General features: G+C 69.6%; 27 protein-coding genes. 19 read left to right on the top strand and 8 right to left on the bottom strand.

Annotated elements, in window-relative coordinates:
* Nucleotides 1–99: 99 nt before the first annotated feature.
* From ACEN96_RS23930 to ACEN96_RS23910, 5 genes are all read right to left on the bottom strand, one after another.
* Nucleotides 100–1089: a GlxA family transcriptional regulator gene (locus ACEN96_RS23930; RefSeq protein WP_495585521.1), complete on the bottom strand. Its 990-nt coding sequence runs from the start codon at nucleotides 1087–1089 to the stop codon at nucleotides 100–102.
* 44 nt (nucleotides 1090–1133) lie between these two features.
* Nucleotides 1134–1676, bottom strand: a complete 543-nt coding sequence (locus ACEN96_RS23925; protein ID WP_495588672.1) for a cysteine hydrolase family protein — start codon at nucleotides 1674–1676, stop codon at nucleotides 1134–1136.
* 152 nt (nucleotides 1677–1828) lie between these two features.
* Entirely contained in the window at nucleotides 1829–2428 is a 600-nt protein-coding gene (locus ACEN96_RS23920; protein ID WP_495585520.1) for a DUF1415 domain-containing protein, read from the bottom strand.
* 72 nt (nucleotides 2429–2500) lie between these two features.
* Entirely contained in the window at nucleotides 2501–3715 is a 1215-nt protein-coding gene (locus ACEN96_RS23915) for a M20 aminoacylase family protein (RefSeq protein WP_495585519.1), read from the bottom strand.
* Nucleotides 3716–3892: 177 nt separating this feature from the next.
* Entirely contained in the window at nucleotides 3893–5026 is a 1134-nt protein-coding gene (locus ACEN96_RS23910; protein WP_495585518.1) for an ABC transporter substrate-binding protein, read from the bottom strand.
* A gap of 203 nt (nucleotides 5027–5229) precedes the next feature.
* Between ACEN96_RS23910 and ACEN96_RS23905 the strand changes: the two genes are divergently transcribed.
* From ACEN96_RS23905 to ACEN96_RS23890, 4 genes are all read left to right on the top strand, one after another.
* Nucleotides 5230–7320, top strand: coding sequence for a molybdopterin-containing oxidoreductase family protein (locus ACEN96_RS23905; RefSeq protein WP_495585517.1), 2091 nt, complete (start codon nucleotides 5230–5232; stop codon nucleotides 7318–7320).
* A 25-nt stretch (nucleotides 7321–7345) separates the two neighbouring features.
* Complete coding sequence (locus tag ACEN96_RS23900) at nucleotides 7346–8413, top strand: aminopeptidase (RefSeq protein ID WP_495585516.1); 1068 nt, start codon at nucleotides 7346–7348, stop codon at nucleotides 8411–8413.
* 121 nt (nucleotides 8414–8534) lie between these two features.
* Nucleotides 8535–8894, top strand: coding sequence for a hypothetical protein (locus ACEN96_RS23895; RefSeq protein ID WP_495585515.1), 360 nt, complete (start codon nucleotides 8535–8537; stop codon nucleotides 8892–8894).
* 110 nt (nucleotides 8895–9004) lie between these two features.
* Nucleotides 9005–9736, top strand: a complete 732-nt coding sequence (locus ACEN96_RS23890) for a hypothetical protein (protein WP_495585514.1) — start codon at nucleotides 9005–9007, stop codon at nucleotides 9734–9736.
* A gap of 5 nt (nucleotides 9737–9741) precedes the next feature.
* Here the strand turns inward: ACEN96_RS23890 and ACEN96_RS23885 are convergent, their stop codons facing one another.
* Nucleotides 9742–9993: an acyl-CoA-binding protein gene (locus ACEN96_RS23885; protein WP_343638345.1), complete on the bottom strand. Its 252-nt coding sequence runs from the start codon at nucleotides 9991–9993 to the stop codon at nucleotides 9742–9744.
* A gap of 271 nt (nucleotides 9994–10264) precedes the next feature.
* On the opposite strand from ACEN96_RS23885, the gene ACEN96_RS23880 reads away from it, so the two are divergent.
* Nucleotides 10265–11686: a wax ester/triacylglycerol synthase family O-acyltransferase gene (locus ACEN96_RS23880; RefSeq protein WP_495585513.1), complete on the top strand. Its 1422-nt coding sequence runs from the start codon at nucleotides 10265–10267 to the stop codon at nucleotides 11684–11686.
* 70 nt (nucleotides 11687–11756) lie between these two features.
* Here ACEN96_RS23880 and ACEN96_RS23875 read toward each other — a convergent pair whose 3' ends face one another.
* The gene (locus tag ACEN96_RS23875) at nucleotides 11757–12086 is read right to left on the bottom strand and encodes a hypothetical protein (RefSeq protein WP_495585512.1); all 330 of its coding nucleotides are present in this window, start codon (nucleotides 12084–12086) and stop codon (nucleotides 11757–11759) included.
* A 159-nt stretch (nucleotides 12087–12245) separates the two neighbouring features.
* Nucleotides 12246–12917 (bottom strand): TetR/AcrR family transcriptional regulator, encoded by a 672-nt coding sequence (locus ACEN96_RS23870; protein WP_343638340.1) that lies wholly within the window; start codon nucleotides 12915–12917, stop codon nucleotides 12246–12248.
* A 92-nt stretch (nucleotides 12918–13009) separates the two neighbouring features.
* Here ACEN96_RS23870 and ACEN96_RS23865 point away from each other — a divergent pair, with 92 nt between their 5' ends.
* The 14 genes from ACEN96_RS23865 to rsmD all read left to right on the top strand — a co-directional run bounded on the left by ACEN96_RS23865 (nucleotide 13010) and on the right by rsmD (nucleotide 24192).
* Nucleotides 13010–13966 (top strand): ABC transporter ATP-binding protein, encoded by a 957-nt coding sequence (locus ACEN96_RS23865; RefSeq protein WP_495585511.1) that lies wholly within the window; start codon nucleotides 13010–13012, stop codon nucleotides 13964–13966.
* Complete coding sequence (locus ACEN96_RS23860; protein ID WP_495585510.1) at nucleotides 13963–14745, top strand: ABC transporter permease; 783 nt, start codon at nucleotides 13963–13965, stop codon at nucleotides 14743–14745. Before ACEN96_RS23865 ends, ACEN96_RS23860 begins: the two co-directional genes overlap by 4 nt.
* A gap of 28 nt (nucleotides 14746–14773) precedes the next feature.
* The gene (locus ACEN96_RS23855; RefSeq protein ID WP_495585509.1) at nucleotides 14774–15037 is read left to right on the top strand and encodes a BolA family protein; all 264 of its coding nucleotides are present in this window, start codon (nucleotides 14774–14776) and stop codon (nucleotides 15035–15037) included.
* Between the two features lie 115 nt (nucleotides 15038–15152).
* Nucleotides 15153–15794 (top strand): ATP phosphoribosyltransferase, encoded by a 642-nt coding sequence (gene hisG, locus ACEN96_RS23850; protein WP_495585508.1) that lies wholly within the window; start codon nucleotides 15153–15155, stop codon nucleotides 15792–15794.
* A 22-nt stretch (nucleotides 15795–15816) separates the two neighbouring features.
* The gene (hisD, locus tag ACEN96_RS23845) at nucleotides 15817–17130 is read left to right on the top strand and encodes a histidinol dehydrogenase (protein ID WP_495585507.1); all 1314 of its coding nucleotides are present in this window, start codon (nucleotides 15817–15819) and stop codon (nucleotides 17128–17130) included.
* A 146-nt stretch (nucleotides 17131–17276) separates the two neighbouring features.
* Nucleotides 17277–18827 carry a methyl-accepting chemotaxis protein gene (locus ACEN96_RS23840; protein ID WP_495585506.1) on the top strand — a complete coding sequence of 517 codons (1551 nt, stop codon included), beginning with the start codon at nucleotides 17277–17279 and terminating at the stop codon, nucleotides 18825–18827.
* A 66-nt stretch (nucleotides 18828–18893) separates the two neighbouring features.
* Complete coding sequence (locus tag ACEN96_RS23835) at nucleotides 18894–19112, top strand: CopG family transcriptional regulator (protein WP_495585505.1); 219 nt, start codon at nucleotides 18894–18896, stop codon at nucleotides 19110–19112.
* Complete coding sequence (locus ACEN96_RS23830; protein ID WP_495585504.1) at nucleotides 19109–19627, top strand: PIN domain-containing protein; 519 nt, start codon at nucleotides 19109–19111, stop codon at nucleotides 19625–19627. The genes ACEN96_RS23835 and ACEN96_RS23830 overlap by 4 nt, the downstream gene beginning before the upstream one ends.
* The gene (hisC, locus tag ACEN96_RS23825) at nucleotides 19624–20715 is read left to right on the top strand and encodes a histidinol-phosphate transaminase (RefSeq protein WP_495585503.1); all 1092 of its coding nucleotides are present in this window, start codon (nucleotides 19624–19626) and stop codon (nucleotides 20713–20715) included. Before ACEN96_RS23830 ends, hisC begins: the two co-directional genes overlap by 4 nt.
* 35 nt (nucleotides 20716–20750) lie before the next feature.
* Nucleotides 20751–21347, top strand: coding sequence for an imidazoleglycerol-phosphate dehydratase HisB (hisB, locus tag ACEN96_RS23820; protein WP_495585502.1), 597 nt, complete (start codon nucleotides 20751–20753; stop codon nucleotides 21345–21347).
* Complete coding sequence (gene hisH, locus ACEN96_RS23815; protein WP_495585501.1) at nucleotides 21344–22000, top strand: imidazole glycerol phosphate synthase subunit HisH; 657 nt, start codon at nucleotides 21344–21346, stop codon at nucleotides 21998–22000. Before hisB ends, hisH begins: the two co-directional genes overlap by 4 nt.
* Nucleotides 22001–22081: 81 nt before the next feature.
* The gene (gene hisA / locus ACEN96_RS23810; protein WP_495585500.1) at nucleotides 22082–22825 is read left to right on the top strand and encodes a 1-(5-phosphoribosyl)-5-[(5-phosphoribosylamino)methylideneamino]imidazole-4-carboxamide isomerase; all 744 of its coding nucleotides are present in this window, start codon (nucleotides 22082–22084) and stop codon (nucleotides 22823–22825) included.
* A 3-nt stretch (nucleotides 22826–22828) separates the two neighbouring features.
* Nucleotides 22829–23599 (top strand): imidazole glycerol phosphate synthase subunit HisF, encoded by a 771-nt coding sequence (gene hisF, locus ACEN96_RS23805; protein WP_495585499.1) that lies wholly within the window; start codon nucleotides 22829–22831, stop codon nucleotides 23597–23599.
* Nucleotides 23596–24192 (top strand): 16S rRNA (guanine(966)-N(2))-methyltransferase RsmD, encoded by a 597-nt coding sequence (rsmD, locus tag ACEN96_RS23800; protein ID WP_495585498.1) that lies wholly within the window; start codon nucleotides 23596–23598, stop codon nucleotides 24190–24192. The genes hisF and rsmD overlap by 4 nt, the downstream gene beginning before the upstream one ends.
* Nucleotides 24193–24194: the final 2 nt, after the last annotated feature.

The following is a 24194-nucleotide window of genomic DNA, read 5'->3' as shown; positions in this document are numbered from 1 at the left end:
AGGGCCTCCAGTCGCTTCAGCCAATCGTTCAAAAGCCGCTCCTCATTCACTGTGGGCGCGCAAGTTAACAGAACTCAGTGAAACCCGCTCGTCTGGGCGTTATGCGGATTGTGTTAGGCGCCGGCGGGTCCGGCGCAGCTGCTGATCGGAGCTGAAACCGGCCGCCAGCGCGGCCTGCGCGGGACGTACCCCTCGTGCGATTTCACGCCTTGCCAGTTCCAGGCGGATCGCGCGCAGGTAGTCGAGCGGCGTGGTTCCGCCATGCTGCGCGAACAGCCGCGTGAGGTGCCGCGGCGTGACATGCGCGGCCTCGGCCATGCGGGCCAGGCTCCAATCGGCGCGCGGATCGGCGCAGACGGCGTCCTGCGCGCGGTGCAGCGCCGGGTGCAGGTGATGGCGGTGCGCCAGCATCGGCGAGAGCTCGGGATCCTGCGGGCCGCGGCGCAGGTAGACCACCATCACCTGCGCGACCGAGGCGGCGATCGCCTCGCCGCAGTGCTCGGCGATCAGCGCGAGCACCAGGTCGATGCCGGCGGTGATGCCGGCACTACTGGCGAGTGGCCCGTCGAGCACGAAGACGCGGTTCGATTGCACGTCGGCGCGCGGCGCCGCGGCGCGCAAGGCGTCGAGCGATTCGTGATGGGTCGTGCACTGGCGTCCGTCGAGCAGGCCGGCGCGCGCCGCCAGCAGCGCGCCGGCGCAGATGCTGAGCAGCCGGCCCTGGCCGCCGGCCAGCAGCGCGGACCCTTCGTGGTGCAGCCAGCGCTCGATGCGCAGGTCCTCTTCGCGCTCGGCGACACCGTCCGGCGCGTCGCCGGGATGCGGATGGCGGCGGCCGCTGAGGATCAGCCAGTCGCGCTCGCCCAGCGCCGGCAGCGGCTCGAGCGCGGCGAGCATCAGCCCGACCGAACTGGCGGCCGACGCGGACGCGCCGCAGAAGCGCAGGCGGAACGCCTCCGGATCGCCGCGCCGGCGCAGCGCCTGGTTGGCCAGGCGCAGGGCCTCGGCGGCGCCGGCCAGGTCGAGCAGCAGCGTGTGCCGCTCGGCCAGGATCCAGACGTCGATGGGAATGGCGTCGGAAATGGACATCGCCGCAGTATGCACCGGAGCCGATGGCGGCGCTTTGGCGGCACTCAGGCGGCGCGCGCGAGCGCCTGTTCGACGGTCACGATGTCGGCGAATCGGCCCTGCAGCGCGACCTCGGTGCGCAGCTTGATGTCGTCCACGCCCACGACCGCGCCGCTGGCATGCGGGATCGGGAAGGTCAGTGTCGCCTCGGTCACGTAGTCGACGGTCCAGCCCTCGTCGCTGGCGTGGCGGGTCGTGGTCTCGCAGCATTGCTCGGTGCGGATGCCGGCCACGATCAGGCGGCGGATGCCTTGCTCGGTCAGCCAGACCGACAGGCCGGTGCCGACCAGCGCGCTATGGCGGCGCTTGAGGAACTCCGCGGCGATCGGCACCTGCGCCAGCTCGTCCATCGGACGGACATGGCCGCTGACCAGCGAGAACGGGTTCTCCGCCGTGGCCGGTCCGTCGGTGTGGAGGATGCGCACGATCGGCAGCCCGCGGGCGGCGGCGCCGTCGAGCAGCGCGTTGGTGCGTTCCAGGAAGGCCAGCCAGTCGGTGTCGTTCCAGTACGGGCGGTGGCGGAACGACTCCTGCACGTCGATCAGCAGGACGGCGGTGGCGGGCGAGGGGCGGCGCGGGAGGCGGTGGTCATCGAGGACTCCATCGGTGGGTTGATGGGGTCCATCGTGCCGGCGGGGGCGCGGTCCGTCGCGCCGCCGACGGACCGGTCGCGGTCAAATCAGGACATCGGCGCGGACGATCACTCGTCGCGCGGCGCGCGCTGCGCCAGCGGCAGCTTGGCCTCGACGTCCAGCGCCTCCCAGCCCTTGCGGCCGATGCGGCGCAGCGTGTCGATGTTGGCCTCGTAGATCGCGTCGGTGTCGGGCATGGTCTCGACGGCGCGCTCGATGCTCTCCTCGCGCAGCAGGTGCAGCGTGGGGTAGGGCGAGCGGTTGCTGAAGTTGTCGACGTCGTCGGCCTCGGTGCCCTCGAACTGGTAGTCCGGGTGGAAGCTGGCGACCTGCAGCACGCCGTCCAGGTCCAGGTCCTCGACCAGCGCGTCGGCGGCGCCGAGGAAGTCGTTGAAGTCCAGGAAGTCGTTCAGCACCCAGGGATGGACCAGCAGCGTGGTCTCGGTCTCCTCCGGATCGGCGCGGTTGAGCAAGAGCAGCTCATGCGCCAGGTCCTTCAGCAGCTCCTCCGGCGTGCGCGCGGCGCTGACCACGGTGCGCAGGCGCTGGTTGACCTCGACGCTCTTGGCGAACGGGCACAGGTTGAGCCCGATCACCGCCCGCTGCAGCCAGCGCTGCGTGTCGTCGCGGACGGTCTTTTCCTGGTCGGGCTGAAGCGGTGCGGTCATCGGGCGTGGGGCGGGAAGTCGTTGTTGTCGGAAAAGGGGCGGCAGGAAGAGGGCGCCAGGAAGAGGGACCGTTCAGCCCCGGGCCGGCCGCGGCTGCTTGAACCACGCGTCGACCAGCCGCACCCACATCGAGCCGCCCAGCGGGATCAGCTCGTCGTTGAAGTCGTAGCTGGGGTTGTGCAGCATGCAGGGGCCGAGCCCATGGCCGCCTTCGCGGTGGCTGCCGTCGCCGTTGCCGATCAGGAAGTAGCAGCCCGGCACTTCCTGCAGGTAGTAGCTGAAGTCCTCGGCGCCCATCGTGGGCTCGAACTCCTGGACATTGGGCGCGCCCAGCATCTCGGTCAGCACGCCCCGCACGAACTCGGTCTCGGCGGGGTGGTTGATCGTCGGCGGGTAGTTGCGGTGGAACGAGAACTCGCACTGCACCTCGAAGGCGTCGCCGGTGGCGGCGGTGATCTGCCGCATGCGGCGCTCGATCAGGTCCAGCGTCTCCAGCGTGAAGGTGCGGACCGTGCCCTGCAACTCGCAGCGCTCGGGGATCACGTTGGTGGCCTCGCCGGCATGGATCATCGTCACCGAGATCACGCCCGCGTCGATCGGCCGCTTGTTGCGCGTGATGATGGTCTGGAAGGCCTGCACCAGGTGCGCCGCGACGACCACGGGATCGGTGCCCAGGTGCGGCATCGCGCCGTGCGCGCCCTTGCCCTTGATCACGATCTTGAATTCGTTGCTCGACGCGAAGACCGGCCCGGTCTTGAGCGCGAACTGGCCGGCCGCCATGCCGGGCCAGTTGTGGATGCCGAACATCGCCTCCACCGGGAACTGCCTGAACAGGCCGTCCTTGATCATCTCGCGGGCGCCGCCGCCGCCTTCCTCGGCCGGCTGGAACACCACGTGGACGGTGCCGTCGAAGTCGCGGTGCGCGGCCAGGTGCTTGGCCGCCGCCAGCAGCATCGCGGTGTGGCCGTCGTGGCCGCACGCATGCATCTTGCCGGGGTGCTTGCTGGCGTGGGGGAAGGTGTTGTGCTCGGTGATCGGGAGCGCGTCGATGTCGGCGCGCAGGCCCAGCGCGCGGCCGCTGGCGCCGCCGTCACGGCCGTGGATGGTGCCGACCACGCCGGTCTTGCCCAGGCCGCGGTGGACCGGGATGCCCCACTCGGCCAGCGCCTGGGCGATCAGGTCCGAGGTGCGGTCCTCGTGGAAGCAGAGCTCGGGATGGGCATGCAGGTCGCGTCGCAGCGCGGCGATGGCGGGCGCGTCGGCCAGGATGGGTTCGATCAGCTTCATGGTGCGGGCACTCCGATGTCGTCGCGACAGCGCGTCGGGCTTGCCGCGAAGGCCGCGCCGCCGTCCAGTCGAATCGGGGAGGCGCCGCCAGAAAAGCCGCGGCGCCGCTCACGGCGGCGCCGCTGATGTCGGGCCAGTGTACCCGCGCGCCCGGAAATGGGGCGCGGACGGGGGCGATCAGCGCTTGACGCGTCCGTCGCTGGTCAGCAGCGTCATCTCGACGAAGCTCGATCCCACGTGCCGGTTGGGCCGGAAGTTCACGTTGAAGCCGCCGACGTTGAAGTTCTGCAGGCTGTCCAGCGCGGCGACCAGGCCTTCGCGGGTCGGGCGGGTCATGCGGCGGATGCCTTCGCTGATGACCTTGGCGCCGATGTAGCCCTCGATGGCGGTGTAGTTGAACTTCTGGCCGGCCTTGGTCGCGGCCTGCTGGTAGTCGTGGACCACGCCGACCTGGGTGCCGAACGGATAGGGCATGACCTGGCTGACGACCACGCCCATCGCGTCGGGGCCCAGCTCGTCCTGCAGCGCCTGCGTGCCGACGAAGGAGACGTTGTAGAACACGCCGCCGTAGCCGGCCTTGCGCGCGGCGCGGATGAACGCGGCGCAGCTCTTGTAGGCGCTGATCATGACGATCGCCTCCGGCGGCGAGCCGGTCTGCACCAGGTCCTTGACGGCCTTGGCGACGTCGACGCTGTTGCGCTCGACGGTGGAGGTGGCCTGCGGCTGGAGCGACAGCGGCTTCATCGCGCGCAGCACGCCGTCCAGGCCCGCCTTGCCGTAGGCGTCGTTCTGGTGGAAGACCGAGATCCGCATCAGGCCCAGGTGGGTCAGCTGCTTCACGATCAGGGCGGTCTCGTCGTAATACGAGGCGCGCACGTGATAGACCCAGGGGCTGAACGGATCGCGCAGCGCCTCGGCGCCGGTGAAGGGGGCGACGAAGGGGATCTTGGCCTGGTTGACCAGCGGCAGCGCGGCCAGCGAGGTCGGCGTGCCGACGTAGCCGAACAGCGCGAACACGTCGTCGGCGATCAGCTTCTCGGTGTTGGCCTTGCAGCGGTCGGGCTCGTAGCCGTCGTCCAGCGTGCGCAGCTCGATGGTGGTGCCGTTGATGCCGCCGGCGGCGTTCTGGGCGTCGAAGAAGAGCTTGGCGCCGGCCTGCATCTGCAGGCCCAACTGGGCGGCGGGGCCGGTCAGCGGCGCGGACTGGCCCAGCACCAGACGCTTGCCTTGCGCGCGGACGGCCGTGGGAATCGGAAGGGTGGCGAGCGCGCCCAGGGCGCTGGCGGAGGCGAGGAGTTGGCGGCGATCCAAGAGAAGCTCCCAGGGGGTGCGATAGATGTTGTGGCGCGCCGGACGGCAGGCGCCAGGGGGCTCGACACGACCTATTCCGGCCCCCCAACGCGCGAGCTTAGCGTTTCGTGAGTCCAGCGTTGTCGCGATGTTCCGTAAGAAAACGCAAGGTGTGGCGCCTGTGCAATAGTTGACGCCCGTTGTCCGCCTTCCGAGAACCGACCGTGACCCCCTTGCCACAGGCCCCCGGCCATGATGATCCGGCCCTCGCCCGGACGCCCGCATCGCGCACCGGCGCGCCCTCGCGAGTGGTGAAGGGGGCCTGTCCGCACGACTGCCCCGACACCTGCGCGCTGCGCATCACCGTGGAGGACGGCAAGGTCGTGAAGGTGCAGGGGCAGCCGGAGCATCCGAGCACCCATGGCGCGCTGTGCACGAAGGTGTCGCGCTATCCCGAGCGGACCTACCACGCCGAGCGCGTGCTGCATCCGCTCAAGCGCGTCAGCGCCAAGCATGAGCCGCCGCGCTTCGAGCGCATCGGCTGGGACCAGGCGCTCGCGGAGATCGCCGGCCGGCTGGGCGCGATCGCGGCGCGCGACCCGCAGGCGATCCTGCCGTACAGCTACGCCGGCACCATGGGCCTGCTGCAGGGCGAGGCCATGGCGGGGCGCTTCTTCAACCGGCTGGGCGCGTCCTGCCTGGACCGCACCATCTGCGCGTCGGCCGGCGGCGCGGCCCTCACGGCGACCTACGGCCACAAGGTCGGCATGCATCTGCCGTTCTTCGCCGAGTCGAAACTGATCCTGATCTGGGGCAGCAACTCGATTGCCTCCAACCTGCATTTCTGGACCTTCGCGAACCAGGCCAAGCGCGAGGGCGCGAAGCTGGTCTGCATCGACCCGCGCAAGACCGAGACCGCCGACAAGTGCCACCAGCACCTGGCGCTGCTGCCGGGCACCGACGGGGCGCTGGCGCTGGGACTGATGCATGAGCTGATCGCCAACGGCTGGCTCGACCACGACTACATCGCCCGCCATGTCGAGGGCTGGGACGAGCTCAAGGCGCGGGCGCTGGCCTGGACGCCGGAGCGCACGGCGGCGGAATGCGGCCTGACGGCCGGCGAGGTGCGCGGCCTGGCGCGCGACTACGCGACCACGGCGCCGGCGGCGATCCGGCTGAACTACGGCATGCAGCGCGTGCGCGGCGGCGGCAACGCGGTGCGGCTGATCGCGCTGCTGCCCTGCCTGACCGGCGCATGGCGGCATCGGGCGGGCGGGATGCTGCTGTCGAGCTCGGGCTGGTTCGCGCCGTTCAAGAACCCGGCGCTGGAGCGCCCCGAACTGCGCGCGGGGCGGCCCTCGCGGACGATCAACATGAGCACCATCGGCGACGACCTGCTGCGCGAGGCCTCGGCCGGGTTCGGCCCGAAGGTCGAGGCGCTGATCGTCTACAACAGCAATCCGGTCGCGGTGGCGCCGGAGTCGCCGAAGGTGGTGGCCGGCTTCCAGCGCGAGGACCTGCTGACGGTGGTGCTGGAGCACTTCATGACCGACACGGCCGACCTGGCCGACTACGTGCTGCCGGCGACGACGCAGCTGGAGCACCTGGACATCCACACCAGCTACGGCCACACCGACGTGCTGGTGAACGAGCCGGCGGTGGCGCCGCTGGGCCAGGCGCGGCCCAACACGTGGATCTTCCGCGACCTGGCCGCGGCGATGGGCTTCGACGAGCCGGCCTTCCAGGACGACGACGAGGCGCTGCTGCGGCAGGCCTTCCGCGACGACATCGACCTGGCGGCGCTGCGCGAGCGCGGCTGGTTCAAGCTGCCGCTGGCCGAGGCGCCGTTCGCCGAGGGCGGCTTCCCGTCCAGGGACGGCAAGGCCGATGCGCGCGGCGCGGACTACGTGCCCAACTACGAGAGCCGCGCGAGCGCGCCGGCGCTGGCGGCGCGCTATCCGCTGGCGATGATCTCGCCGCCGGCGCGCAACCACCTGAACAGCACCTTCGTGAACGTGAAGAGCCTGCGCGACATCGAGGGCGAGCAGGTGCTGGAGATGAGCGCCGGCGACGCGGCCTCGCGAGGGCTGGCGGATGGCCAGCCGGTGCGCGTGTTCAACGATCGGGGCAGCTATGTGTGCCGGCTGGACGTGAGTCCCCGGGCGCGCGAGGGCGTCGTGCACGGGCTGGGCATCTGGTGGCGCAAGCTGGGCGCGGACGGGCGCAACGTCAACGAGGTGACGCATCAGCGGCTCACCGACATGGGCCGCGCGCCGTGCTTCTACGACTGCCTCGTCGAGGTGGCCGCGGCCTGAGCGGCATGAGGGCATCGGAGGCGCGATGACCGGACGGCGGACCGCGTGGACGCGATGGGCCTTGCTGGCGCTGCTGGCGGCGCCGCTGCTGATGCTCGGCGGCTGCGCGCAGCTGTCGTACTACGGGCAGTCGCTGTCGGGACACCTGTCGCTCGTGCGCTCGGCCAAGCCGGTCGACGAGTGGCTTGCGCAGCCTGACCTCGATCCGGAGGTGCGGCGGCAGCTGGTGCTGTCGCAGTCGATCCGCGACTATGCCTCGTCGGCGTTGAAGCTGCCCGACAACGGCAGCTACCGCCGCTATGCCGATCTCAAGCGCGGCGCGGCGGTGTGGAACGTGGTGGCCACGCCGGAGCTGAGCCTGCAGCTCACGACCTGGTGCTATCCGATCATGGGCTGCGCGGGGTATCGCGGCTACTTCTCGCCGGACGCCGCGCGCGAGGAGGCGCAGTCGCTGCGCAAGGAGGGCCTCGAGCCTTATGTGTACGGTGTGCCGGCCTATTCGTCGCTGGGATGGAGCAACTGGCTGGGCGGGGATCCGCTGCTCAACACCTTCATCCGGTATCCGGAAGGGCAGTTGGCGCGAATGATCTTCCACGAGCTCGCGCACCAGGTCGCCTATGCGAGCGACGACACGGCGTTCAACGAGAGCTTTGCGACGGCGGTCGAGCAGATCGGCGTCGCGCGCTGGATGAAGGACCGGCCGGAGGCGCTGCGGGAGGATGAGCTCTCGAGACAGCGGCAGGATCAGGTCCAGGCCTTGCTGAAGGCCACGCGCGAGCAGCTGCAGGAGGTCTTCCGCAGCACGGCCAGCGACGACGAGAAGCGCGCGGGCAAGGCGGCGGCGTTCGCGAAGCTGCGCGCCGACTACGCGGCGATGAAGCGCGACCAATGGGGTGGGGATACGCGTTTCGACCGCTGGGTGGCGGGCCTGAACACGCCGGCGCTGGCGATCCAGGGCAGCTATACGGACCTGGTGCCGGACTTCGTGCGCCTGTTCGAGCGGCAGGGCGGGGACTGGGAGCGGTTCTATGGCGAGGTGAAGCGCCTGGCCGGGCTGCCGAAGGACGAGCGGCGAGCGCAGCTGACGCGGTGATGACAGACTCCCCCCGAGGCGGGAGGCTGACGGCCCTTTGAGAAATGTCATGGCGAGCTGCTGACTCTCTCCCCGCAGCAGTCCTAGAGTGATTGGCTTCTCATCTCTCGATGGAGCCTTCATGATCGCCTTCAACCAGATTCGTCGAGCGGAGCGGCCCAAGTGGAGTCGAGCCCGCGCTCACGGCGTCCAATTGATTCCGGCTTGTCTGTACGGCTTCTCGCCACCGCGCGGGCGTAGCGGCATTGTGGTGAACCCAGGCGCACAACGTGTTCTGGAGTGGTGGCCGCATTCTCGTCAACAGGCGCTCTACGCCGTGATTGCCGCCAATCGATTGAGCTTTGAGCCAAAGGCGAATGGGTGCGAACTCGCCGAGCTGTCGGAGAGGTTCCAGCATCACTGCATGGTGGTGCGGCGGACCCCGGAACTGGTGACCATCATGGCGCTCTACAACGAGCTGCCGACGTGGGGGGCGAACTGAGCATGGCAAAGCGAGGTGTCCGTTGCAAGGAGGCTGCCGGTCTCCTTCCAGGCAATCAGTTCCACCGCTGCGAGCATGCACCCGCCGACTTGATCGTTGCGGGACATTCGTTGGCGAAATTGCTGGATGACGCTGGCGAGGAGGGTATGAAGGAGCTCCCCCTCTTGACGTGGTTCGGCGGTTCCACCGCGCGAATCGCGCTGTTGGCGCATGCCGGACGGCACCTCGTTCCCACGCATGTCGCGCGCGAACTCTGCCTCGGCGACATGCGAGCTGACTTTGCCCTTCCGCAAGTGCCCAAACAGTTCAACTTGGCGCCCCGCCTGCTTCTCGTCGAATGCCAGGGCGCCCTCCCGAAATCCTTGTTCGAACAAGGCAGTCGGAGGCTGCTGTATTGGGGCCATGACTTTCTCGATGGATTCAGTCAGCTGGTCGATTGGCACTTTGTCGATCATCACTCGACACTGAACCAGGCAATCGCCACGTTGACCGCTGGATGTGGCCGGGAGATTGAGGTGTCGTTTCTCCTGGTGGCAGGCTTGCAGAAGTTCTCGAAGGACCGCCTGTCGGAGCGTCGTCTGGCTTCTTGGGCTCAGACCTTGACGATCGGCTCGAACTTCCGGATCAGCCGGTTCGACGACATTGCGCAGGACGCGCTGGGCTGGGCGAGTGATTGCGCGGAATGGGCGGACGTTCACGCGCGCAACCCCCTCGCCCCGCAACGAGCGCCGGAGATGTCGGTGGGCCGCCTTCCAAGGCGTTCCTCGCGTACCCGTAGAAGCGGCAAGGCCGCCCTTGCGGGGCGGCCTCGAGGCGAGTCCGGCGCGGGCGCCGGCGCTTGAAGGGCTTACTTCAATCCTTCGACCAGATCGATGTATGCCTGCATGGCGTCATCGCTGGACTTGCCTTCATGGGCCTTCCAGGCGTCCCACTTGGCGCGGTTGACGAAGTCCGTCATGCCGGGGCGGTCCCCCTCGACATCGCCGGCCGTGGCCTGCTTGAACAGCGCGTACAGCTGCAGCAGGGTCTGGTTGTCCGGCCGCTCGGGCAGGGTCTTGGAATCGGCGACGGCCGCGTCGAACTGGTCCTTGAGGCTCATGTGTGTCTCCCGTGGCGATGAGCAGGGCGTCCCGTTGGCGACAATCAGGACGGATCGCCGCGATGTTACCCACCCCATCCCCCGCCGCGGACTGGGGCCGCCTCTCTAGATGACGCATCATCCGGGCTTCGCCGCCGCGACATCCGCCCCCGCCGACCAGGAGACCGCATTGCCCACTTCCGCCGCGCCCGCACCGAAGCCCGCCCAGGCCGCCAGGACCGCCAGGTCCCCCCGGCCGGCCGCTCCCGGACTGCCCCGCGGCGCCGAGCCCATGTCCAAGGTCGACACCGCCTGGCTGCGCCTGGACACCGAGGCCAACCGGATGATCATCCACGGCGTGCTGTTGCTGAAGCCCGCCATCGCCCTCGAGGACCTGCGTGCCCGCGTGGCCGAGCGCCTGCTGCGCTTCCCGCGTTTCCGCCAGCGCGTCGTCGAGTCCGGCGACAGCGCCTGGTGGGTCGAGGATGCCGAGGTCGACATCGCCCGCCACGTCGTTCCCGAGACGCTCAAGCGCCGCCGCGGCCGGCCGCTCGAGCGCGCGCTGCAGGACCGCCTCGCCGAGCTCGCCGCCGAGCCGCTCGATCCGGCGCGCCCGCTGTGGCAGCTCCATCTGATCGAGCATTACGACGGCGGCAGCGCGCTGATCGCCCGCGTCCATCACTGCATCGCGGACGGCATCGCGCTGATCGCGGTGCTGCTGTCGATCACCGACGGCGGGACCGCGCCGCCGCTCGCGCCCAAGGAGAAGGGCGGCAGGACCGCCAGATCGAAAGCCGGCGGATCCACGCCGTCCACCGGCGCCGCCGAGCCTCTTGAACCCGAATGGCTCGCCGATGCCATGGTCAAGCCCATCAACGCCTGGACCGTGCGCGAGATCCAGGAACATTCGGCCCCGGGCGCCAAGGGCGGCTCGCCGGCCGAGCGGCTTGGCCGGCAGGTGCTCCAGGACGCCGCCGCGCTCACCGAGGCGCCCGACGATGCCAGGACCCGCCTCAAGGGCAAGGCCGGCCGCGACAAGCGCGTCGCCTGGGCGGCGCCGCTGTCACTGGACGCGGTCAAGGCAGTGGGCAAGTCGATGAACGTGTCGGTCAACGACGTGCTGCTGAGCTGCGTCGCCGGCGCGATCGGCCTGTACCTGCGCGAGCAGGGAGACGACCTCCAGGACCAGGAGATCCGCGCGCTGGTCCCGGTCAACCTGCGTCCGCTGGAGACGGCCTGGCAGCTCGGCAACCGCTTCGGCATGGTGCCGCTGCCGATGCCGGTGGGCATCGCCAATCCGGTCAAGCGGCTCTATGCGGTCCACGCGCGGACGCAGGCGGTGAAGGACAGCCTGCAGCCGGCGCTGTCGCTGGGATTGATGGCGACCTCCGGCTCGGTCGAGAAAGCGGCGCAGCGCGCGATGCTCAAGACGCTGTCGCGCAAGGCGACCGCGCTGATGACCAACGTGCCGGGCCCCGCGCAGGCGCTGCAGCTGTGCGGCGCGGCCGTCGAGCGCGTCATGTTCTGGGCGCCCCAGGCCGGCGACATGAGCCTGGGCATCAGCATCCTGACCTACGCCGGCCAGGTGCAGTTCGGGCTCATCGCCGATGCTGGCCTGTGTCCCGATCCGGAGCGCATCGTGGCCCACTTCGAGCCCGAGTTCCAGCACCTGCTGACGCTCGCGTTGATGCTCCCCTGGGAGGCGAAGGACTGAGCGCCGGCCGTCCGGCCGCGCCATGCAGAACGCCGCCCTCGGGCGGCGTTCGTCGCTGTGGAGGGACGCCTTACCGGGCGGCCTTCTTGGCCGGCTGCGGACGGCCGGCGGCGGTCGGATAGGCATTCATCACGCGGACCGGATCGGCGCTGGCCAGGTACTCGGCGTACTGGGTCTGGCCGCAGGCGACCGCCTGGCCGGCGGTGGCTTCGCCGCGGTACTCGCCGCGGTTGTAGACGAAGCGGTATTCGTTGGCGTCGGCCGGCTGCTCGAACTTCACCGCGTGCTGGCTGGCGCATTCGGCGCGCAGCGCCTTGGCGTCGGCGTTCTCGGCGGTGGCGGCTTGCGCCAGCGGAGCGATCAGGGCCAGCACGGCGGCGGAGATCAGGATGCGCTTCATGGAGTCGGTCCCTCGATGTCGGTGAATGCGATATCCCTAATTTATAGGGTGTCGTTTTCCAGCGCCAACCGCGACCAGGGGGTCCGGCTTCGCACGAATCCAGGGTTTCTTCGGAGGCCCGCCAGCGGTCGCGATGCTATCGAGGCCGCGCCGCGGGGGTCAGGCCGTGCCCGCGCCGGCCGGCTGGTACTTGCCGGCGAGCTGGAACAGGTGATCCCGCGAGCCGGGCTCCAGGTACGGCAGCAGCAGCCCCAGCACATGGAAGGCGCCGCGCATCAGCGCCTCGCCGGCGCGCTCGGGCTCGAGCGCGTTGCGCGGGTCGCGCACGTACTCGTAGCTCAGCCAGTAGCTGAGCAGCACCACCATCGCATTGGCCGTCGGCACGGCCTCGCGCACCTGCATCGTCAGCGCGCCGCTGGCCTGCAGCCCGCCCAGCAGACCCGCCATCGCCTGGGTCTTCTGCTCCAGCACGTGCTGGAAATGGGTCTCCAGCTTGCGGTTCTTGGACAGCAGGTCGTTCAGGTCGCGATACAGGAAGCGGTGCTGCCAGATGAGCTCGAACAGCATGTGGAAGAACAGCCAGGCGTCCTCCACGTTGCGCACGTTGTGCACCGCGGCCAGCAGCTCCGACAGCGCCTTGTCGTAGCGGTTGAACAGCGCGTTGATCAGCTCGTCCTTGGCCGGGTAGTGGTAGTACAGGTTGCCGGGCGAGATGCCGAGTTCCGCGGAAATCAGCGTGGTCGAGACATTCGGCTCGCCGAAGCGATTGAAGAGGTCCAGCGTGACTTCGAGGATGCGTTCGGCGGTTCTGCGCGGCTTCTTGGTGGCCATGGGCCCGTGGGCGAGGTGGGGGGGAAAGTGGCCGCATTCTGTCATGTCCCCAGGCGGGCGCGGGACAGGGCCGCTGCCTACAATCGCCGCCCATGCCCGCAAGCTCCCCACAACAGCCGGCCGCCATGCCCGCGCCGGCCGGCGGTCCGCCCGCCCTGCGATTCAACAACGTCAGCAAGACCTACCGCGCCGGACAGCTCCGCGCGCTGGACGGTGTCAGCTTCGACATCCAGCCCGGCGAGTTCTTCGGCCTGCTCGGTCCCAATGGGGCCGGCAAGACCAGCCTGATCAGCATCCTGGCCGGCCTGTCGCGCGCCAGCGGCGGGCAGGTGTCGGTGCTCGGCCATGACGTCGTGGACGATTACGCCAAAGCCCGCAGCAAGCTCGGCATCGTGCCGCAGGAGCTGGTCTTCGACCCGTTCTTCAGCGTGCGCGAGACGCTGCGCATCCAGTCCGGCTACTTCGGCGTGCGCAACAACGACGACTGGATCGACGAGCTGCTGCTCAACCTCGGCCTGGCCGACAAGGCCCACAACAACATGCGCCAGCTCTCGGGCGGCATGAAGCGCCGCGTGCTGGTCGCGCAGGCGCTGGTGCACCGTCCGCCGGTCATCGTGCTGGACGAGCCCACCGCCGGCGTCGACGTCGAGCTGCGCCAGACGCTGTGGCAGTTCATCGCGCGCCTGAACCGCGAGGGCCACACCGTGCTGCTGACCACGCACTACCTGGAGGAGGCCGAGGCGCTCTGCCACCGCATCGCGATGCTGAAGCAGGGGAAGATCGTGGCGCTCAACCGGACCTCGGAGCTGCTCGCCGGCACCGCGTCGACGATGCTGCAGTTCAAGACGGACTCGGCGCTGCCGCTGGCGCTGGCCGGGCGCGCGCGCAGCACCGGCCGCATCGTCCAGATCACCGCGCACGACGCGGCGGAGGTCGAGGGCATCCTGGCCACGCTGCGCGAGGCCGCCGTCCCGATCGAGGACCTGGAGATCGGCCGCGCCGACCTCGAGGACGTCTTCATCGAAATCATGCAAGGGGGCCGCGCATGAGCGCCAGCCACTTCCCGATCCGCCTCGAAGGCGCGCGCACGCTGTTCTACAAGGAGGTGCTGCGCTTCTGGAAGGTCGCCTTCCAGACCGTGGGCGCGCCGGTGCTCACCGCGGTGCTGTACCTGCTGGTGTTCGGCCATGTGCTGGAGGACCACGTCAAGGTCTACGGCACCGTCGGCTACACCAGCTTCCTGATCCCCGGCCTGGTGATGATGAGCGTGCTGCAGAACGCGTTCGCGAACAGCTCCTCGTCGCTGATCCAGAGCAAGATCACCGGCAACCTGGTGTTCCTGCTGGTCTCGCCGCTGTCGCACTGGGCCTGGTTCCTGGCCTACGTCGGCGCGTCCGTCATCCGCGGGCTGATGGTCGGCGCGGGCGTGTTCATCGCCACCGTGTGGTTCGCGCCGCCGGGCATGGCCAATCCGCTGTGGGTGCTGGCCTTCGCGGTGCTGGGCGCCGGGCTGATGGGATCGCTGGGACTGATCGCCGGCCTGTGGGCGGAGAAGTTCGACCAGATGGCCGCCTTCCAGAACTTCATCGTGATGCCGATGACCTTCCTGTCGGGCGTCTTCTACTCGGTGCATTCGCTGCCGGCGTTCTGGCAGGGCGTCAGCCACCTGAACCCGTTCTTCTACATGATCGACGGCTTCCGCCATGGCTTCTTCGGCGTCAGCGACGCCTCGCCGTGGATCAGCCTGGGCGTGGTGGCGATCGCGCTGGCGATCGTCGCGGCGTTCGCGCTGGAACTGCTGCGCCGCGGCTACAAGATCCGTCACTGAAAGCGCCCGGGTAGAATCCCGCCCCATCATGGCCGATCCGACCCCCGCAGAAGTCCAGAGCTACATCGCCCAGGGTCTCGCTTGCAGCGAGCTCCAGGTCGAGGGTGACGGGCGCCATTTCTTCGCGACGATCGTGTCGGCCGAGTTCGAGGGCCTGAGCCGGATCAAGCGCCACCAGCGCGTGTACCAGGCACTGGGCGATCGCATGCGCGAGCAGATCCACGCGCTGTCGATGAAGACGCTGACCCCCGCCGAGTTCGCGCAGCAAGGCAGCGCGTCTCACCATCACTGACAGCCACCCGGCCGTGAGGCGGGTGGCGGTGTGGCCCGTCCGGTGAACCCGCTGCCGTCCCGCTGAACAGCCCGAAGCGCTTCGTCGCGAGGCGCGCGTTCACCGAGGACATCGCATGATCACCCTGGCACTCTCCAAGGGCCGCATCTTCGAAGAGACCCTGCCGCTGCTGGCGGCGGCCGGCATCTCCGTGCTGGAAGACCCGGACAGCTCCCGCAAGCTGATCCTTCCCACCAACCAGGCCCAGGTGCGCGTCGTGCTCGTGCGCGCGACCGACGTGCCGACCTATGTCGAATATGGCGGCGCCGACCTCGGCGTGGCCGGCCGGGACGTGCTGATCGAGCATGGCGGCCAGGGCCTGTACCAGCCGCTGGACCTGCGCATCGCGCAGTGCCGCATGAGCGTCGCGGTGCGCGACGACTTCGACTACGAGAACGCCGTGCGCCAGGGCTCGCGGCTGCGCGTGGCGACCAAGTACACCTCGATCGCGCGCCAGCACTTCGCCGACAAGGGCGTGCACGTGGACCTCATCAAGCTCTACGGCTCGATGGAGCTGGCGCCGCTGACCGGCCTGGCCGACGCCATCGTCGACCTCGTCTCCACCGGCAGCACGCTCAAGGCCAACCGGCTGGTCGAGGTCGAACGGATCATGGACATCTCCTCGCGGCTGGTGGTCAACCAGGCGGCGCTCAAGCTCAAGCGCGAGGCGCTCAAGCCGCTGATCGACGCGATCGGCTCGGCCATTCCCGCCGCCTGAGGCCAGAGACCCGGAGTTCCCCATGACGACGACCCTTCGCACCCTGAGCACCACCGATGCCGACTTCGACGCGCAGTTCCAGCGCGTGCTGCACTGGTCGGCCGAGACCGACGCCGAGATCGAGACGCGCGTCGCCGGGATCCTGGCCGACGTGCGGGCGCGCGGCGACGCGGCGGTGCTCGAGTACACGGCCCGGTTCGATCACCTGCAGGCCGCTTCGCTGGCGGCGCTGGAGCTGACCCGCGACGAACTGAAGGCCGCCTTCGACGGCCTGCCCGTCGAGCAGGCCAAGGCGCTGACCCAGGCCGCCGAGCGCGTGCGCCGCTATCACGAGCGCCAGAAGCAGGCCTGCGGCGAGAGCTGGAGCTACCGCGACGAGGACGGCACGCTGCTGGGCCAGAAGGTCACGCCGCTGGACCGGGTCGGCATCTACGTGCCGGGCGGCAAGGCCGCGTATCCGTCGAGCGTGCTGATGAACGCGATGCCGGCGCAGGTCGCCGGCGTGCCCGAGATCGTGATGGTCGTGCCCACCCCGCGCGGTGAGAAGAACCCGCTGGTGCTGGCCGCGGCCTACGTCGCCGGCGTGCACCGCGCCTTCACGATCGGCGGCGCGCAGGCGGTGGCGGCGCTGGCTTTCGGCACCGCGACCGTGCCGCGCGTGGACAAGATCACCGGCCCGGGCAATGCCTACGTCGCCAGCGCGAAGAAGCATGTCTTCGGCCAGGTCGGCATCGACATGATCGCGGGACCGAGCGAGATCCTCGTGCTCGCCGACGGCACGACGCCGCCGGACTGGGTCGCGATGGACCTGTTCAGCCAGGCCGAGCACGACGAGCTCGCGCAGAGCATCCTGCTGTGCCCCGACGCGGCCTACATCGCGCAGGTGCGCGAGGCCATCGAGCGCCTGCTGCCCGGCATGCCGCGGCGCGACGTGATCCGGGCCTCGCTGCAAGGGCGGGGCGCGCTGATCCAGACGCGCTCGATGGAGGAGGCCTGCGAGATCAGCAACCGCATCGCGCCTGAGCACCTCGAGGTCTCCAGCGCCGATCCGCATCGCTGGGAACCGCTGCTGCGCCATGCCGGCGCGATCTTCCTCGGCGCCTACACCAGCGAATCGCTGGGCGACTACTGCGCCGGGCCCAACCACGTGCTGCCGACCTCGGGCACCGCGCGCTTCTCCTCGCCGCTGGGCGTCTACGACTTCCAGAAGCGCTCCAGCCTGATCGAGGTCAGCGAGGCCGGCGCGCAGCTGCTGGGGCCGATCGCCGCGACGCTCGCGTACGGCGAGGGCCTGCAGGCGCACGCGCGGGCGGCGGAGTTGCGGCTCAAGCGCTGAGCCGGCTCGCGCAGATTTCACGCGGTGACCGGGGGCAAACCCTGGCCCGTGGATAAACCGCCACTTTCGCCGCTGTTTCGCTGCTCGCCCATTTGCGCGCCGATCTAGCATCGCTGCTGCCTGCTCAAGAACAAGGACGGCGAAGCATGAAGATTTCTGACCTGCGCGTCGGCGTACGCATTACGTTGGGATTCGCGGCGGTGCTGCTGGCCACCGTGCTGGTGGGCGTAGTCGCGATCACCCGCATCCAGGTGATCCAGGGCAACGTCGAGGAGATGGGCTCCGACTGGATCCCGTCCATCAACGCGATCAATGCCTTGCGGGGCCAGCTCAACGAGCTGCGCCGCGCCGAGATGTCCATGTGCCTCAAGGACGTGATCCTGGAGGTCGAGCAGGAGCAGGAGCGCATCAAGACCCTGCGCGAGAAGGTCCTGCCCGGACTGGCCAAGGACTACGAGGGGCTCATGTCCTCGCCCGAGGAGACCGCGCAGTGGAAGGTCGCCAAGGACAAGTACGCCGCCTTCCTCGTCATCCAGGACAAGCTGATCGCCGCGCGCAAGGCCGGCAATCGCGGCGAGTACCTGGCCACCGTCTCCGGCGAGTCCGGCGCCGCCTTCGCCGAGGTGGTCGGCGCGGTGCAGAAGCTGGTCGACATCAACACCGAAGGTGGCCGGCAGAGCGTCGAGGAATCGCGCCTGGCCTACAAGGCGGTGCTGACGACGATGACGGTGCTGATCGCCAGCGCGCTGGCCGCCGGCATCGCCATCGCGATCTACCTGACGCGCAGCACGGTGAAGCCGCTGACCGACATGGTCGGCGTCGCGAGCCGCGTGGCCGAGGGCGACCTGACCGTCGACATCGACACCTCGCGCCGCGATGAACTGGGCCAGCTCGCGCAGGCCCTGTCGGCGATGCAGGGCGCGCTCAGCCGGTCGCTGTCGACGGTGCGCACCAGCGCCGAGAGCATCGCGATGTCGAGCAGCGAAGTGGCCGCCGGCAGCAGCGATCTGTCGGCCCGCACCGAACAGATGGCGTCTAGCCTGGAAGAGACCTCGGCCACGATGCAGGCGCTGACCGACACCGTCCGCATGAACGCCGACGCCACGCGCCAGGCCAGCCAACTGGCGCTGAACGCGAGCCAGGTCGCGGACCGCGGCGGCGTGGTGGTGTCCGAGGTCGTCAACACGATGGACCAGATCAATGCCTCGTCGCGCAAGATCGCCGACATCATCGGCACCATCGACGGCATCGCCTTCCAGACCAACATCCTCGCCCTGAACGCGGCCGTCGAGGCGGCCCGCGCGGGCGAGCAGGGCCGCGGCTTCGCGGTCGTGGCGGGCGAGGTCCGCTCGCTGGCGCAGCGCAGCGCCGAGGCGGCGCGCGAGATCAAGGCGCTGATCGGCTCCTCGGTGGAGCGGGTCGAGGCGGGCGCGCGGCTGGTCGGCGACGCCGGCGAGACCATGCGCGAGATCGTCGGCGCGGTGCAGCGGGTCACGGACATCATCCAGGAGATCTCCTCCGCCACGCAGGAACAGAGCACCAGCCTCATGGAAGTCGGCCAGGCCGTGCGGCGCCTGGACGAGGTCACGCAGCAGAACGCGGCGCTGGTCGAGGAGTCCTCGGCCGCCTCCGAATCGCTGCGCGAGCAGGCGGGCAGCCTGCAGCATGTGGTGGGCCAGTTCCGCCTGCACGGGTAAGGGAACCAGGGCTTCACGGCACACGAAGTTCGTGCAACACGAACTTCGTGTTACCCTGCGGCCCTCATGAAGAACGTCACCGTCACCATGGAAGACAGCGTCGCCGAGTGGGCGAGGCTGGAGGCGGCGCGGCGCAACACGAGCGTGTCGCGCCTGGTGGGCGAGCTGCTCGCCGAGAAGATGCGCCACGACGACGCCTACGAGCGCGCGTTGCAGGACTGGCTGCATCGCGAGCGCACCTGGGCTTCCGACGGCCAGCCCTACCCGGGACGGGAGCTGCTGTGAGCACCGCCATCGACGCTTCCATCGGCGCTTCCATCGAGCTGACCTGTCCGGTGTTCGTCGACACCTCGGTGCTGATCCTGAGCGAGGACGGCGCCGACCCCGCGAGACGGGCGCAGGCGATGCTCTGGCTGCGCGTGCTGTGGCAGCGGCGGCTGGGCCGAAGCTCTAGCCAGGTGCTGAATGACTTCTACCGCGCGGTGACGACGCGCATCGCGCCGGCCATGCCCAACGGCGATGCCCGCGCCGAGGTGCGCCGTTACCAGCGCTGGGCGCCGTGGTCGACGGATCACGCGACGGTCGAGTCGGCGTGGTCGCTCGAGAGCCGTTTCGCGCTGCCCTATGCCGACGCGCTGATCGTCGCCGCCGCCAAGGCGCAAGGCTGCGAGACCCTGCTGAGCCTGGCGCTGCCGCACGGGCAGCTCTACGACAGCGTCCTGATCGTCGACCCGCTGCGCGCGCTGCCGGCGGGCGTCTCCCCGTCCGATTCCCTTCCTTCCCTGGCCGTGACCCCATGAAAGCGTCCCTCGACCGAGCCCTCGGCGTGCTGCGCGACGACGTCCGCGCGATGCACGCGTACCAGGTGCATGCCTCCGCCGGCCTGATCAAGCTGGACGCGATGGAGAACCCGTTCCGCCTGCCGCAGGCGCTCCAGCGCGCCCTGGGCGAGCGTCTGGGCGCCGTCGCGATCAACCGCTATCCGGGCGAACGCACTCAGCAACTGGCGCAGGCGCTGGCCGATCACGCGAAGCTGCCGCAGGGCAAGGCGCTGATGCTGGGCAACGGCTCGGACGAGCTGATCTCGCTGCTCGCGATGGCGGTCTGCAGGCCGGGGCAGCGGGTCGCCGTGCTGGCGCCGGTGCCCGGCTTCGTCATGTACGAGCTGTCCTCCAAGTACCAGCACCTGGACTTCGTCGGCGTGCCGCTGACGGCGGAATTCGAGCTCGACGAGGCCGCGATGCTGGCCGCGATCGCCGAGCACCAGCCGGCGATCGTCTACCTGGCCTACCCGAACAACCCCACCGCGAACCTCTGGGACGAGGCCGTCATCGAGCGCATCGCGCAGGCCGCGCCGGGGCTGGTCGTCATGGACGAGGCCTACCAGCCCTTCGCCGCGCGCGACGCGATGGCGCTGATGGAGCGTCATCCGCAGGTGCTGATCATGCGCACGATGAGCAAGTTCGGCCTGGCCGGGGTGCGCATCGGCTACCTGATGGGCCACGCCGAGCTGATCCATCACATCGACAAGCTGCGCCCGCCCTACAACATCAGCGTGCTGAACGCGGAAGCGGGGCTGTTCGCGCTCGAACATGCCGGCGAGTACGAGCGCCAGGCCGCCGCGCTGCGCGCCGAGCGGGAGAAGCTCCAGGCCGCGCTGGCCGCGATGCCCCTGGTGCGCGCATTCCCGAGCGAAGGCAACATGATCCTGGTGCGCGTGCCCGACGCCAACCGGCTGCATGCCGACCTGAAGGCGCGCGGCGTGCTGGTCAAGAATGTCTCCGGCATGCATCCGCTGCTGGCCGGCTGCCTGCGCCTGACCGTGGGCGCGCCTGACGAGAACGCGGCGATGCTGGCGGCGCTGGGCGCCGGCCTCGAGGCGGTCTGAAGCTGTCCCGTCCCCCTGATTTCGCTGGAATCCCCATGAGCTCCGAACGCATCGCCGAAGTCCGCCGCGACACCAAGGAAACGCAGATCCGCGTGCGCGTCAACCTGGACGGCACCGGCCAGTCGACGCTGAACACCGGCATCGGCTTCTTCGACCACATGCTCGACCAGATCGCCCGCCACGGGCTGATCGACCTGGACATCGAGGCCAAGGGCGACCTGCACATCGACGGCCACCACACCGTCGAGGACGTCGGCATCACGCTGGGCATGGCGGTCGCGCAGGCGATCGGCGACAAGAAGGGCCTCACCCGCTACGGCCACAGCTACGTGCCGCTGGACGAGGCGCTGTCGCGCGTGGTGATCGACTTCTCCGGCCGGCCCGGCCTGGAGATGGACGTCAAGTTCACCGCCGGCTCGGTCGGCGCCTTCGACACGCAGCTGACCTACGAGTTCTTCCAGGGCTTCGTCAACCACGCGCTGGTGTCGCTGCACGTGGACAACCTCAAGGGCCACAACGCGCACCACCAGTGCGAGACGATGTTCAAGGCCTTCGGCCGCGCGCTGCGCATGGCGATGACGCTGGATCCGCGCTCGGCCGGCGTCATCCCGTCGACGAAGGGGACGCTGTGAGCAGCGCCCCCCGGACCGTCGCCGTGGTCGACTACGGCATGGGCAACCTGCGCTCGGTCTCGCAGGCGGTGATGGCCGCGGCGCAGGACCAGGGCGTGCGGGTCGTGATCACGTCGCGGCCGGAGGACGTGCTGGCCGCCGAGCGCATCGTGCTGCCCGGCCAGGGCGCGATGCGCGACTGCATGCGCGAGCTCGCCGGCAGCGGCATGAAGGAGGCGGTGCTGGACGCGGCGGCCAACAAGCCGCTGATGGGCGTGTGCGTCGGCATGCAGATGCTGCTGGACCATAGCGAGGAGCAGGACACGCCGGGCCTGGGCCTGATTCCCGGCCGCGTGAAGCGCTTCCGGCTGGACGGGCAGCTGCAGCCCGACGGCAGCCGCTACAAGGTGCCGCAGATGGGCTGGAACCGCGTGCGCCAGCGCCAGGCCCACCCGGTCTGGGGCCAGGTGCCGGACGAGAGCTGGTTCTATTTCGTCCACAGTTTTTATGCCGAGACGTCGGACCCGCGCGACAGCGCCGGGGAGAGCGAGTACGGCCTGAGCTTTACCTGCGCGGTGGCGAGGGATAACATTTTTGCCACCCAATTCCACCCCGAGAAAAGTGCCGCGTCCGGGCTTGCCCTGTACCGCAATTTCCTGCACTGGAAGCCCTGACCCGCGGCTTCCCGCCGCGCGTTGGAAGCGCCATTCCCGGGTTTCCGCGTCCTCCTTTCCCCACCCTCAGCCCACTCGGCCATGCTGCTGATTCCCGCGATCGACCTGAAAGACGGCAAGTGCGTCCGCCTCAAGCAAGGCGACATGAACGACTCCACCACCTTCGGCGAGGACCCGGCCGAGATGGCCCGCCGATGGGTGGACGCCGGTGCCCGGCGTCTGCACCTGGTGGACCTGAACGGCGCCTTCGCCGGCAAGCCGGTCAACGAGGCCGCCATCAAGGCCATCCTGCGCGAGGTCGGCGACGACATCCCGGTGCAGCTGGGCGGCGGCATCCGCGACCTGGACACGATCGAGCGCTACCTGGACGACGGCCTGTCGTACGTGATCATCGGCACCGCGGCGGTGAAGAACCCCGGCTTCCTGAAGGACGCGGCGTCGGCCTTCGGCGGCCACATCATCGTGGGCCTGGACGCCAAGGACGGCAAGGTCGCCACCGATGGCTGGAGCAAGCTGACCGGCCATGAGGTCGTGGACCTGGCCAAGAAGTTCGAGGACTACGGCGTCGAGGGCGTGATCTACACCGACATCGGCCGCGACGGCATGCTGACCGGCATCAACATCGACGCGACGGTGACGCTGGCGCGGGCGCTGTCGATTCCGGTGATCGCCTCGGGCGGGCTGTCGAACCTGAGGGACATCGAGGCGCTGTGCGCGGTCGAGTCCGAGGGCGTCGGCGGCGTGATCTGCGGCCGCGCGATCTACACCGGCGACCTCGACTTCGCCGCCGCGCAGCAGCGCGCCGACGAGCTGAACGGGGCCTGAGCGGTGCTGGCCAAGCGGATCATCCCGTGCCTGGACGTGACCGGCGGTCGCGTCGTGAAGGGCGTCAACTTCGTCGAGCTGCGCGATGCCGGCGATCCGGTCGAGATCGCCGCCCGCTACAACGAGCAGGGCGCGGACGAGCTGACCTTCCTCGACATCACCGCGACCAGCGACGGCCGCGACCTGATCCTGCCGATCATCGAGCGGGTCGCGTCGCAGGTGTTCATTCCGCTGACGGTCGGCGGCGGCGTGCGCGCGGTCGCGGACGTGCGGCGCCTGCTGAATGCCGGCGCGGACAAGGTCAGCTTCAACTCGGCGGCGGTGGCGGATCCGGAACTGATCCGCGCGGCGTCGGAGAAATACGGCGCGCAGTGCATCGTCGTGGCCATCGACGCGAAGCGGCGCGTGAACGCCGACGGCAGCGCCGGCTGGGACGTGTACACGCATGGCGGCCGCAAGAACACGGGCCTGGACGCGATCGAGTGGGCCACGAGGATGGCTGAACTCGGCGCGGGCGAGATCCTGCTGACCAGCATGGACCGCGACGGCACCAGGAGCGGCTTCGACCTGGCGCTGACGCGCGCGGTCTCGGACGCGGTGGGCGTGCCGGTGATCGCCTCCGGCGGCGTGGGCTCGCTGCAGGACCTGGCCGACGGCATCACCCAGGGCGGCGCCGACGCGGTGCTGGCGGCGAGCATCTTCCATTACGGCGACCACACGGTGGGCGAGGCCAAGGCGCTGATGGCGTCGCAGGGCATTCCGGTCCGTCAATGAGCGGCGCCCAGGAAGCGCGCGCCAAGGCGCGCGGCGGGCCCGGCGAGGTGCGCATCGTCGGCGGCCTCTGGAAGCGCTCGAAGCTGCCGGTGCCGGTCAGCGAGGGCCTGCGGCCCACGCCGGACCGCGTGCGGGAAACCGTCTTCAACTGGCTCGGCCAGGACCTGGACGGCTGGCGCGTGCTGGATGCCTTCGCGGGCAGCGGCGCGCTGGGCTTCGAGGCCGCCTCGCGCGGCGCGGCCAAGGTCGTGCTGCTGGAGCGCGACGGCAGGCTGGCTGCCGCGCTGAAGACGACTCTGAAGCGGCTCGACAAGGACGGCTCGGTCCCGATGACGATAGAGAACGCCGATGCGCTGGCGTGGATGCGGCGCGCGGCGCCTGGGAGCTTCGACCTGGTGTTCCTGGATCCGCCGTTCGCGCAGGACCTGTTCGCCCAGGCGCTGACGGCCGCGGCGCCGCTGCTGGCCGAGCATGGGTTGATCTACCTGGAGTCGCCGGAGCCGGTGGCCGCGCCCGAGGCGCTGGGCTTGTCCGTGTGGAAGGAAGGGCGGGCCGGGGCGGTGCACTACCGTCTGCTGCGCCGCGGCGGATAATC

It is taken from the genome of Roseateles sp. Mitsp63, assembly GCF_059491535.1.
Note: the sequence above shows the minus strand (reverse complement) of the source record. Positions and strands in the feature narration are given on the sequence as shown.